The sequence below is a fragment of the Armatimonadia bacterium genome (assembly GCA_039679385.1).
Lineage (GTDB): Bacteria > Armatimonadota > Zipacnadia > Zipacnadales > JABUFB01 > JAJFTQ01.
In genome coordinates this window covers 1-11577 of sequence record JBDKVB010000131.1, presented here as the reverse complement: position 1 = coordinate 11577, position 11577 = coordinate 1, and the positions used below count along the sequence as shown (strand labels likewise).

The window sequence follows — 11577 nt, the reverse complement described above, 5'->3', positions numbered from 1 at the left end:
GTAGCGAGTGTTCCGCCTTCGGCTCGCCGCCTCCTTCTGTCGCCTTCTCTGAGGGCACACAGGACCAGCGGTCTCGACGGCGAAGTGAAGGACGACGGGAGCCTGGTGACTTGATGCGTAGACGCTTGATGCATCGGACGGAGGCGCGTACAGTGAGACCCTTCCTTGCTGCCCTCTGCAGTCTTGTCCTGGCCTGTGCGACCGGGGTCGCCGCGGACAGCCCCAGTCCCGCGCAGCCGCCGACCATCACTTCGCACCTGGGCCACGACGGGCCTCAGTTCGCCGCCGGAGTGAGACCCACTACCCTCGGCTGGGGCAGTGACGACCGCGCGTATCCCGGGCGCTTCGTGGTGAACCCTCGCGACGGCGCCGAGATGGCGTGGATCCCTACCGGGGAGTTCCGCATGGGGACGCCTCCGGAGCAGGTTGACCCGAAGCACAAGGAGTTCTACCAGGACGAGCAGCCGGTGCATCTGGTGAGGATCACGAAGGGCTTCTGGATGTACCGCCACGAGGTAACGAACGAGCAGTACCGGCGCTTCCGACCCAGGCACAACAGCGGGGACTACCGGGGCCTGACGGTCGATGCCGACAAGATGCCCGTGGCGAACGTCTCCTGGGATGACGTGAAGGCCTACTGTGACTGGGCCGGTGTGCGGCTGCCCACCGAAGCGCAGTGGGAATACGCCTGTCGGGCCGGAGGCACCAAGCGCTACACCTGGGGCGACAGCGAGAAGGACGCGGGGAAGTACGCGAACGTCGCAGACATCACCGCGAAGGCGAAGTGGTCGGAGTTCGACGCCTTCGCTACGGACGACGGGGTCGCGGTCGTGTCAGCCGTCGGGATGTTCCCGCCCAATGCCTGGGGCCTGTACGACATGTTGGGGAACGTGTGGGAGTGGTGCGCCGACTGGCACGCGACGGACTACTATGCGCACTCGCCGGTGGACGACCCGGCCGGCCCGCCGGACGGTCTCAGGAAGTCGCTGCGCGGCGGGTCGTGGTTCAGCGGCCCCGAGCCCACACGCTGCACGAACCGGTTCAGTTACTACCCGCCGGACACCTGCACAGGTCGTGGCTTCCGGGCATGTGTAGGGCCATGACCGTGAAGGGGTTCGTCCGAGACCGTCCCCGGCTCACAGCGCCTCCACCGTCACCTCGTCGAACCGCACCGAACCGTTCTGGCAGAACAGGATCAGTTCATCAGGACCCACCTGGGGCACCCGCGCCGCCAGGCAGCGGTCGTCGTTGAGGCAGATGTCCAGCACATCCCCCTGGCAGACGATCTCCAGAGTGACTGGGGCGTCGAGGTCCTCGACGGCATAGATCGCGTTCGGTGAGGGAGCGGGGAAGGGGCCCGCAAGTGGCTTCCGGACCTCCAGCGTCTTCTGCGACGGCGACACCCGCACCTCGTAGCCCTGCGAGTAGTCGCCCGAAGCACGCACCGTCACGCCATAGGCGATGGTCGGCTGCAGGGGCGTGACCCTCGCAGTGATCCGCAGGTCCTTGGGCCTTGACCCGAGTGAGTGCAGCCCGAGCCCTGAGATTGCCTGTATCGTCTGTGACCCTGGGACGTCCAGTCGCCTGCCGCGTGGGGTCATCTCCGCCGGGAACTTCATCCCCAGAGTCCCATCCTTCCGTTGCACAATCTCTCGGAAGGCCGCGTTGCCGCCCCAGACCCGAGCGTTCTCACTATAGGCCTCGTCGGCCGAGAGCAGGTGGACGACGCCGATTCGGCGGTTGTCACCAAAGGGCGCCGTCTTCATCACCGCGCCCTGCGGGCCCTCAAACACATCACAGGGCGGCGCCTCCCAGGGCCCGAAGGGCTGGCGTGATCTGCGGTAGCGGGTCATCACCCAGTTGCCGAAGATCAGGTAATACCAGCCCTTCCACTCGAAGTAGTCCGCGCACTCGGGTACGCCAAGGTGGTCGGGAATCAGGAAGGGCTCCTGCGACTCCCAGTTCCACAGGTCCTTCGAGGTGAGGTGCGCGAGGCAGCCGCCGCGCTTGGCGATCGGGTACTGCTCGAGTTGGCTGCTCACGATCATATGGAAGACGCCGTCAGCAGCGCGAAAGACGAAGGGGTCACGGTAGTCCTTGGGCGAGTACCCCGGCGGAGGCGAGGCCAGCGGATTGCGGTCGGACTTGGTGAAGTGGATGCCGTCCTCGCTCGTGGCGACGCAGACGTGCTGGTCACGGTTGCGCATCCGCGTGGCATAGAAGGCGTAGTACAGGCCATCATGCCAGAAGGCCGTTCCGGTACAGATGGAGGCCTCGAAGTCCGCGGTGATCGGCACTGCCAGCGGGTGCTCCTCCCAGTGAACCAGATCGCGCGTGGAGTGGTGCGCCCACTGGTGGTAGCCCAGGCCATCGCCCTTCTTGTGGTGCTGCTCATCCAGCAGCCAGAAGAGGTGAAAGACGCCGTTGTGGTAGAACGGCATGCAGTCGCCAACATAGAACTCGCCTGCGGGCTTCCAGTACTGGTGCATGGTGCTCCTCCGGCAGGGCATACACCCCGCGTCTGTTTGGAAGGTAAGGGCGGCGCTCAGGTCAGGAGCTGCCCCGTGTCGTCTGTGCCGCCCTTCCTGCCACTTCCCTAGCCAAGCTCAGCCGCTGCCTCGTACATGGCCAGGATGTTCCCGACCGGCACACGGGGCTGGATGTTGTGGACCTGGCAGAAGACGAATCCGCCACCGGGCGCAAGGTCATAGCAGCGACAGCGAACCTCCTCGCGAACCTGCTGCGGGGTGCCTCGCTCGAGCACGTTCTGGGTGTCGCAGCCTCCGCCCCAGAAGGCAAGGTCGCGCCCGAACTCGCGTTTGAGAAGCGCACTGTCCATCTTGGCCGCCGCGATCTGAACCGGGTTGATGGCATCCACGCCGATCTCCAGGAGGTCCGGGATGACGTCGTAGATGGAGCCGCAGGAATGGAGCAGCAGGGGCTTGCCGCTGAGCTGCTTGATCTGGCCCCAGAGGCGAGCGTGATACGGCTTGATCATCTCGCGGTAAGTCGCCGGCGAAACCTGCAGCCCGGTCTGGGTGCCGAGGTCGTCGTTGACCTGGATCACACTGCAGTATGGCCCGACGGCCTCAACATAGCGGCGGACGCGCTCCTCGTACCCCTCCACCAGTCGCCCCATGAGCGCATGTGCCAGGGGCTTGTCGGCCACGAGGTCCACCATGAAGCTCCCAAAGCCGCGCAGAATCTGGCCCGCTGCGAGCACATGCACCCACAGATTCCCGACGAGAGCGCGGTCGGTGGTCTCATACAGACGCCTGGCTTTGCGCGCCAGGTCCTCGTAGTCCTCGTCGTTGTAGGAGGGCCAGTCGAAGCTTCGCAGGTGCGCCACCCCAGCTTCGATATCGGCAGGCGAGACGGCCCTCTCCAGGGCATGATAGCAGGTGTCGAAGTAGAGGGAACTGGCGGGGCATACGGCGACGACGGTTCCGTCGTCGGCCAGCAGTTCCGCACCTCCTGCCGCCGTGTGACGCAGGTTCGCCCCGGCCGGGACTTCGCAGGCACTGCCGTCTGGGAGCATCCACGGCTTCCATTCCCGGGGTTCGATGAGCAGGGGCACAGCATCGGCGCCGACGCGGTCGAGCACCTCCGGCTCGACCTTGGCGATCATCTGTGAGAGATCGTATATCCGCGTCCGACCGCCCGTCAGACCGAGCTGCGCCTTGAGCTTGTTGTACGCGACCCCGTGGATGCCGGAAGACTCCGAGGCGCCGAGGTCCACGGGAATGCGGTCAGACTCACGATGGGCCAGCGCGGCCTCAAGGCGTTCGCGGGGATTCATGGTGCTCGTGCTCCTGCGTCGTGCTTCAGTGCTGGGCCGGTGCCCGGCTGACGCGTTCCCTGATTGTACGGGCTGCCTGGCGAATCGCCTCGGGCTCAGTGGCGTGGTGCACCAGCGTGGGCCACATGCGTTGAGCCGCTGCTTCGGCCACCGGGCAGGCCCCCGGCTCATAGCGCACGTAGTCCGGCAGTGGCACACCCACGGAGGTCTGCCGCGAGCGCTGCATCTGCTGGAAGACCACCTCAAGATAGTTGATCTCGGCGTAGGTCCCCAGGCCCGAAGGCACGCGCACCGGGTAGGCCCAGTAGTTGGGTTCAGTCTCCGGGTACGCGTATGCCAGCTCTACCTCGGGCACCTCGCGCAGTTCCTCCTCCATGATGGCGACCAGCTCGCGACGGCGAGCGTTGAAGGTCCCGATCTTCGCCAGTTGCGCCAGCGCCACGGCGCCCTGCAGTTCACTCATGCGGTAGTTGTGCCCGAAGGCGAAGTGCCCGCGCGTGCGCATTCCGGCGACGGGCTCGGCTGCCGGCGCCTGCAGACCATAGCGGTACCAGGGCATGCCGCAGTTGGAGTACAGAGCGGCGCGCTGGTAGATCTTCGGGTCCTGCGTAACGACGATGCCGCCCTCGCCCGAGGTGATGTGTTTGGACTGCTGGAGACTGAAGCAGGCTACATCGCCCAGGGTGCCCACGGTGCGGCCCTTGTAGGTGCAGTCGTAAGCCTGCGCGCAATCCTCCACCACTTTCAGGCCATGCCGCCGTGCGACCGACAGGATCTCGTCCATCGGCGCGGGCTGTCCATAGAGGTGCACCACCATCACAGCCCGTGTGCGAGGAGTAACCCGCTCCTCAATGCCCTCGGGCGAGAGGATGAGAGTGCGCGGGTCCACCTCGGCGAACACAGGGACGCAGCCGATCGAGACCACCGGCAGCGACACGAAGATCGGCGCCGTCGCCGGGCATATCACCTCATCTCCCGGTTGCAGGCCAAGTCCGGCCAGGGCAGTCTCGTCGGCGCAGGTCCCCGAACTGAGCGCAAGTACGTAGCGACTGCCCAGGTGTGCGGCGAAGGCGTCCTCGAACTGCGACACGATACTGTCGCCGGTGCCGCGCCAGAGCTGCTGGCTTTCCACCACCTGGCGCAGGAGGGCCATCTCATCGTCGCCGAAACAGTGCATCGCGAACCTCCCTGATATCCTGGTCTCGGTCTGTGAACTGTGCGACGGCAGAGAGTACGAAGGTTGCCCGAAAGCTCACTTCGCGGGAGCGATCACCACGACGTCGGCCCGCGTGTCCGTCTCCCGGGTGCGCAGCAGCAAGGTGTGCTTGCCCGCCGTCAGGGGATAGGCCCGGGCGGCCTTCACCCAGTGCCAGCGGCCGAAGGCCTCGTCCTGGCCGAGCACGACGGCCTCGCCGTCATCGACCTGCAGGAAGTAGGAGTTGGCGGTCGTCGCCGGCCAGAGAACGCGAACCCAGACGTCGTAGGTACCGGCGTCCGGTGTCGTGAAGCTGAAGGCCATTCGTCCGTGGTCGATCGGCTTTCCGGCCGCATCGTCACCTCGTCCGGCCTCCTCAGGAACGTGCACACAGGCGCCGCCGGAGCAGGCGCTTGACTTCAGGGTCACCATCGGCGCCTGGATCACCTCGGCCTGCTCGCACTCAAGACGAGCGATGACCTTCGTCACCGGCAGCACCGACAGGTCCGCGTCGAAGGGTACTGTGAGCGCCTCCCGTGGCACGGTCACCTCGGCAAGAAGCTCAGTCGTACCCTCCTCGACGGGGACGCTCAGGTATGCGCTTTTCTGCGATCCCTTCGCCTTTCCGTTGACCCACAGCGACGCGGGGTAGGGCGTCTGCACGACAATGTCGGCGACACCGGCCTGTGCTACGGCGAAGCTCCTTCGGACCGCGAAGACCGTCGTGTCGGCCATCCCGGTCGCCTGCCTCAGGTCGGCTGTGCCAAGCGCGCTATTCAGCCTGTTCAGCCACGCGCCGAGTCCCTTCCCTTCGCCCCGCTCAACGAAGGACTCCACACGGAGTTCGCGCCAGGCAAGGCGTGCTGCATCCTGCGGCAGCGCCATCCCGGGAGCGACCGCAGCGACCTGCCAGGTCGTCACGACCTTCGGCAGTGGCTGCGCCGTACGAGCGTAGGCGATGTCGGCCTGCACCTCGGGAATCTGCTCGCGCCAGCCGGTGGTCGGGTACTGCTCTGCACCGAGGGCGACCAGCTTGTTCCAGTGCGAGGCACACTCCTCAAGCAACCGGACGGCCTCCGGACGGGCAGCCTCGTCGCCGAGGATAAGCGCCCGTGCCAGAGCGTTCGCGGCCAGGATCTTCTTCCCGTAGTAGCGGCCGAGTTCCGCACAGAGACGCACATCGCCTTCGAGGCAGGCGAAGTCGGGGTCTGGCCCCGGCAGTTTTCGCCGGGCTTGTGTGATCGCCGCCTCGCCGGCCTCAGCCGCGTCAAGGATCTGCTGCGCGGCGTCTCGTGGGGAGAGTCGACCGGCGGCCAGTTGCTGTCCCGTCGCCTGTAGCGCGACGAAGTCCGGGATGTTGCACAGCGCGGGCTCGATGGTGTCGTTGAAGATGAACTCCTTCACGGAGTGGAACTTCTGCTGATCCCGGAAGCTGCGGATCGCCATCTCGTAACTGGTGTTCCAGGCCCCGGTGTTGAACTCGGGTTGCCAGTCGCCGTTCATGTAGTTCCAGTGGAAGGAGGTGGTGAGGGGCACAACGCGACTGGCCTGCGCGAGGGCTCGCACGGCATCCCTGGCCGCCGGACCGAAGCGCCGGTAGGAGAGGAACAGCACGTCGTCCCGCGTCTCCGGGTCGTAGCCGAGACGGCCCCAGAGGCGGTACATCTCGGCCTTGCGCTCGAACTCCCAGGGGTACTTGCCGAAGGCGTCGGAGGACGGTCGATGGTACGAGTCGGCACCCGGTTTGAGCCCCTCTGAGCCCCAGAAGAGCCCGCACGCGTAGGAGCCTGCACAGTTGCGCACGGCCTCCCGAACGAACTCCGGGTCTCCCCACTTCACGCGGAAGAGGCAGTCGTTGCGGAAGTGCCAGAAGACCTGCCAGCGGTTGTCCGCCAGGTCGAGCCAGCGTTGGTCCTGCACGTGGTGACGTGGCGAAGAGTACATGTGCTCGCCGTTGAACTTGACCTCGAGGTAGACCGGCTGCGGCCACTTCTCGCGGTCCAGCATGTCGGCGGTCGCAACGGGGTCGCCCTGCCAGTAGCGCAGGAAGAAGGGCACTCGCCGTGAAGCCTGGCGCAGCCCCGCGAGGTAGGTGTCGGCGATCCAGTCCTGCTTCTCCCGGGCGAGCATCGGCATCTGTTCGCCGGGGCACGTCCCGAGCGCGGCAAGGTCGGGATAGGTGTCGACAAGGGCACACACGGCCCGGCGCAGGTATGCGCGTACTTGCGGAGTGTCGACAGCCGCAGCCGCAATCCCCTGGGCCTTCGCAAAGCTCGCCGGCACGTGGATGTTCCAGGTGATCAACTGCGTCTGGATGCCGAGCTCGCGGGCACGCCGCATCGCCCAGCGGAAGAACTGGATGTTGGCCTCAATCTGCTCGTAGGACAGGTCGCTGGCGCCCGGGATGTCGTCGAGGTGCACGAGGTGGTTGTAGGGGCAGCCGTTCCAGAGCGTCAGAACGTTATACCGGTTGCGCGCCATCATCTCCAGGAACTGCTCCCAGAAGGAGCGGTCCCAGAGCCACTCGCCCGGTCGGCCTCCCGACGTGCCCGAGTACAGATCGCCGCCCAGAGGCAAGTTCCACTTGATGCCCCGCATGGGCAAGAAGGGCCGGGCACGCTTTGGCTGCACCGCCTTCAGGCCTCCGAGCGTCACCGTCTCAGCGACGTCGATCAGCCCGAACATCGCCCCCGTCTCATCGCCGCGAACGACTATCCGGTCACCTTCACGGGAGATTGCGAAGGCCTCGGCCTGCCCTCCAAGGGCAGCGGGGTCAACAAGGGCTACGACGTCACCCTCTGTGCCGACGGTTATCTGCGCTCCGGCGAGGGCCTCCGAAAGCTCCTGTGCGCCGAACCGCAGTGCCGGGGACTCCCGACCGATCGCGATCGTCGGCGCGGCGCTCCCGGCGGTGTGCAGCGCAAGGAGAAGAAGTGCGGGAAGAGCCAGTGCGTGGCGCATCGCAGAGCCTCCGTGTCCCTCCGAGAGAGGTCAACCGATCACTCACCCCCTTCCTTTGGGAAGGGGGTGACTAGCCTCTCTGTCGTTGCTTTGGCCGCTATCCGCCGGGCGGTGCCACCGGGCTGAACACTAGCTTGCAGAAGAAGGTGGACGGGATGTTGATCCCCTCGACGGAGACGATGAGCTTGTGTCGACCGGCGGGAAGCTGGACGGTCTGTTTGCCGAGCGACTTCTGCGGCGTCCGCCAGCCCGTGCCGGAGTTCCACGCGGCCGGGAGCTTCCACTCGAGCAGAGGCTTGCCAGGAATGCCGTTCTGCGCAAGGCTCATGCGGATGGTGCCGTCAGGGGTCTTGTCCTCGGGGCTGCGACTCTTGGTCGAGTAGTCCGGCCGGTTCATGAAGAGCTCAGCCTCATACTGGCCGGCTGCCGCCACCTCGACCTCGTAGCAGACCCACTGCGCGCGGTCACAGCCGACCTCGACCGCCTCAGGCAGCGCCCCGAGTTCGGTCTTGCGGAACTCGAGACGGGCGTCACTGGGACCGAGCACAGTGCTGCGGAAGGCGACGCCATTGCCGCCTTCATCGTAGCCGCCGCCCTGAACCGTACCCGGGATTGCCTGCGGCTTGCCCTGCCAGGGCGTCCCGGTGAACTCCTTCCCGGTCATGAGCTCCATGCGCAGCGGGGCAGACTGGCCCACCAGGCCGGAGTCGTCGCGCGCCATGGCGATGATCGTGTTGGTCGCCCCGGCGAACAGGTTGCTGACCGTGAAGGTAACCTGCGCACGGGCAGCCTCGACCTTCTGCTCGGCGCGAAGCCGGCCCATCGAGAACAGCAGGATCGAGTCCACCTTGCCTGCCGAGGCCGTGGCCGAGACGTCGAAGGTCACCGGCTCGCCTTCCTTGAAGGGACCGGGCCCCTTAGGGGTGAGCGTGACCTGTGGTGGAGTATGGTCGGGGTCTTCCTCGTAGACGCGGACGTAGTCCACGACCAGACGATCGGGAAGCTGCGCATCTTCGAGGCGGCCGTAGAAGGGCTTGTCGTCCTTGCTCTTCGGGGTCCTGAGGCACCCGCTGATCCAGATCTTCTGCGGCACGTTCGTGACCGGGACCTCGCGGTAGGTCTGCCGAAGTGTCTCCTGGCCGTCGACGTAGAAGATGTGCTCGAGCGGCGTCCACTGGAAGCCGACCGTATGCCACCCGTCGTAGTTCTCCATGACCACCTTGCGGCCGCTCGAGGTGCGGGCGAGCCGGGTACTGGAGAGCATCAATCCCTCGCCGACACCCTTGGCATTGCCCTGGTCATCGGGGAGGCGGGTCAGCTTCACGGCGCAGTGGTAGCAGTGGCTGATGTCGTTTTGCAGCTTCGGCTTGTAGAAGTCCTCGAAGATGTCGAACTCCTGGGAGTTCACAAAGCAGTCGGTGCCGCAGTCATAGGGGTAGCCGGCCATCCAGACGGCGGTCCACCAACCGGGCTGGCGCGAGAACTGCACGCGCGTCTCGATGTAGCCATAGGCCTTCTCGAAGCGGCTGTTGATGCTGCCGAAATGACGAACGGTGCCGTCGGGGTCACGCGTCAACTGAAGCACGAGGGCGCCGTGACCGTCCAGATAGAGGTTCTCCGGGCAGGGACTGGTCTTGATCCCGGGCCAGTCCCAGGCGCCCTGCGGCTGGACGTTCCACTTCACGGTGTCCAGCGCGGTGCCCTCGAACTCCTCGTTCCAGAGGAGACGCCACTTCTTGTCGGCCGGCGGTCCCTCGCGGTATCCGGCTTGAGTGACGGTGCTGAAAGCCGGCTGAGCAGGCGCAGGCGCCTTGCGGATTGCCGGGTTCTTGAGGTCCAGCGGTCCGCCGACGGCCAGCGACGCCGAACCTGTGCCACGCAGCATCCGCACAGCGAGCACATGCTGCCCCGCAGTCAACTGAACGGTTGCCGCGAAGTCATGGATGCTCGGCGGCCAGGCCTCATTCCCTCGGTCGCCGCGACTGAGCGTCTCCGAGATCAGTTTGCCGTCGAGGTAGGCCTCATACCACCAGTCCGCACCGAACCCGAAAGTCGTCGGGCTGGCCGCCTTCGCAGTGAAGGCGAGGTAGACCCAGGCGGTGTTGCCGACGGGAGTACCGCAGAAGGGTGCGCAGTCGAGGCAACGACGGGCGTCGAAGTTGGCGGTGCGTCCCGTCGCGCTCTGGGCACCGATGACCAGCGTCTCCGGCACACGGGACAGGACTTCGGCTGCGGGCACGCCGGCCTCTCGGGTGAAGGGCCCGAAGACAACAGCCTGTAACGGAAGTGCCAGGTCGCCTTGCGGCGTTGCTTCCTCGGCCTGGGTCGTGCCGGTCCAGACGAGAACGGGGAGTAGTACGCCCAACAACCTGCGACAGGAGAGTCTCATACCCTTCGTCTCCTTGCCCTTGTGTTCTGGGCGGCCGTGGATGGGTCCGCGGAGTCGGCACCCTAACGGACGCACCGCCCTCTGTGTGCGGACGGGAGGTAGTATGCTCTGCAGGTCGAACCTGGCCAAGGCAGTGGTTCACCCATCTAGCCGCGACGACCTTCCTCACCTGGCCCTGTCCCGTAGGCGGCGTCGAGATGGTTGGCGCTCCGGGAAGGTCCGGCCACGACTAGCCGAAAGAGGTGTGCAAGAGTGGACATAGAGACCAACAGCCCGACCCTGGTGCCGGATTCTTGGGACCCGGTGGCCGCCGGCAACCGCGTGATGGAGCGGCTGACCAAGGTGAGTGCGCCGCAGGTGAAGGGGGCGCATGACGCGGAGTTCGTCTGCGTCGGCGATCGCGCCTATATCGTCGAGCACGACAACGACGTGCAGCCCGGCCACGGCGCGGGGCGACTGATGTACTGCGTGCTGACCGTAGTCAACCTGAAGACGTTGGTAGTGGAAGAGACGATCCCGCTGGCGAAGTCCGAGCAGGCCTTCGCGAACGTGACGCTACCTCCTGGGGCCTGCTTCGTCCCGCGTATCCTCCAGAAAGATGCCACGACCTTGCGCTGTTACTTCGCCAGTGAGGACGGCGACTCCCGCGAGGCACAGACGTGGTACCGCGACTTTGACCTCCCCTCCGGGCGCTTCTCCGACGGTCTCGGCAAGTGCAAGCTGCAGACCGCGTCGGGCACCTTCGATATGCAGCCGCAGTACTTCCACGCGGATGCGGCAGCCCAGGGGTTCGGCAAGCCCGCGCTCAAGTACGGGCTCTACCTCTTCGACGCCTTCAAGGAGTTCGAGGGCCGCCGCAATGTCGCGATCAACAACTGGCCGGGCAAGCAGAACGCGCTGGCGCTGGTACACGACGACCTGTGCACCTTCGAGGTGCTCGGGCACTTCAATGAGCCGCAGTCACAGCAACTGAGCGAGCCCTCGGTGAACCGCCTGCCCGACGGTACCTGGATGGCTATCTGCCGCAATGACGCCGGCAACTACCACTTCACCACCAGCCCCGACGGCAGAACCTGGAGCCTCGGCGAGGAGAAGCCCTTCGTGGTGAAGGGCGGCAACTCCAAGCCCACCTTCGACAGGTTCGGCGGCCTCTACTATCTGGGGTGGCAGGAGGCCACACGACTGTATGACGCGAACCGCAGCGTCTTCAACCTCGACCTCTCGCGGGACGGG

At 65.9% G+C, this 11577-nt stretch carries 7 protein-coding genes; 2 read left to right on the top strand and 5 right to left on the bottom strand.

Translation table 11 applies throughout. The features are described from left to right. The first annotated feature begins 152 nt into the window (after nucleotides 1-152). Nucleotides 153-1103 carry an SUMF1/EgtB/PvdO family nonheme iron enzyme gene (locus ABFE16_14825; GenBank protein ID MEN6346571.1) on the top strand — a complete coding sequence of 317 codons (951 nt, stop codon included), beginning with the start codon at nucleotides 153-155 and terminating at the stop codon, nucleotides 1101-1103. A gap of 33 nt (nucleotides 1104-1136) precedes the next feature. On the opposite strand, the gene ABFE16_14820 is transcribed toward ABFE16_14825, so the two are convergent. The 5 genes from ABFE16_14820 to ABFE16_14800 form a co-directional block, all read right to left on the bottom strand. Continuing rightward, nucleotides 1137-2489, bottom strand: a complete 1353-nt coding sequence (locus tag ABFE16_14820) for a hypothetical protein (protein MEN6346570.1) — start codon at nucleotides 2487-2489, stop codon at nucleotides 1137-1139. A 107-nt stretch (nucleotides 2490-2596) separates the two neighbouring features. Continuing rightward, nucleotides 2597-3799: a uroporphyrinogen decarboxylase family protein gene (locus ABFE16_14815; protein MEN6346569.1), complete on the bottom strand. Its 1203-nt coding sequence runs from the start codon at nucleotides 3797-3799 to the stop codon at nucleotides 2597-2599. A 25-nt stretch (nucleotides 3800-3824) separates the two neighbouring features. Further along, the gene (locus ABFE16_14810) at nucleotides 3825-4976 is read right to left on the bottom strand and encodes a DegT/DnrJ/EryC1/StrS family aminotransferase (protein ID MEN6346568.1); all 1152 of its coding nucleotides are present in this window, start codon (nucleotides 4974-4976) and stop codon (nucleotides 3825-3827) included. Nucleotides 4977-5051: 75 nt separating this feature from the next. Further along, on the bottom strand, nucleotides 5052-7955 hold the full coding sequence (locus tag ABFE16_14805) for a hypothetical protein (protein MEN6346567.1): 2904 nt from the start codon (nucleotides 7953-7955) through the stop codon (nucleotides 5052-5054). 97 nt (nucleotides 7956-8052) lie between these two features. After that, entirely contained in the window at nucleotides 8053-10344 is a 2292-nt protein-coding gene (locus ABFE16_14800; GenBank protein ID MEN6346566.1) for a glycoside hydrolase family 16 protein, read from the bottom strand. A gap of 252 nt (nucleotides 10345-10596) precedes the next feature. Between ABFE16_14800 and ABFE16_14795 the strand changes: the two genes are divergently transcribed. Further along, the coding region (locus tag ABFE16_14795) for a sialidase family protein (protein MEN6346565.1) at nucleotides 10597-11577 on the top strand (981 nt) is incomplete at its 3' end.

What these genes read in the sequence shown, in the direction of transcription:
- ABFE16_14820 (MEN6346570.1), bottom strand. Translation starts at nt 2,489, where the DNA reads ATGCACCAGTACTGGAAGCCCGCAGGCGAGTTCTATGTTGGCGACTGC.
- ABFE16_14800 (MEN6346566.1), bottom strand. Translation starts at nt 10,344, where the DNA reads ATGAGACTCTCCTGTCGCAGGTTGTTGGGCGTACTACTCCCCGTTCTC.
- ABFE16_14810 (MEN6346568.1), bottom strand. Translation starts at nt 4,976, where the DNA reads ATGCACTGTTTCGGCGACGATGAGATGGCCCTCCTGCGCCAGGTGGTG.
- ABFE16_14805 (MEN6346567.1), bottom strand. Translation starts at nt 7,955, where the DNA reads ATGCGCCACGCACTGGCTCTTCCCGCACTTCTTCTCCTTGCGCTGCAC.
- ABFE16_14815 (MEN6346569.1), bottom strand. Translation starts at nt 3,799, where the DNA reads ATGAATCCCCGCGAACGCCTTGAGGCCGCGCTGGCCCATCGTGAGTCT.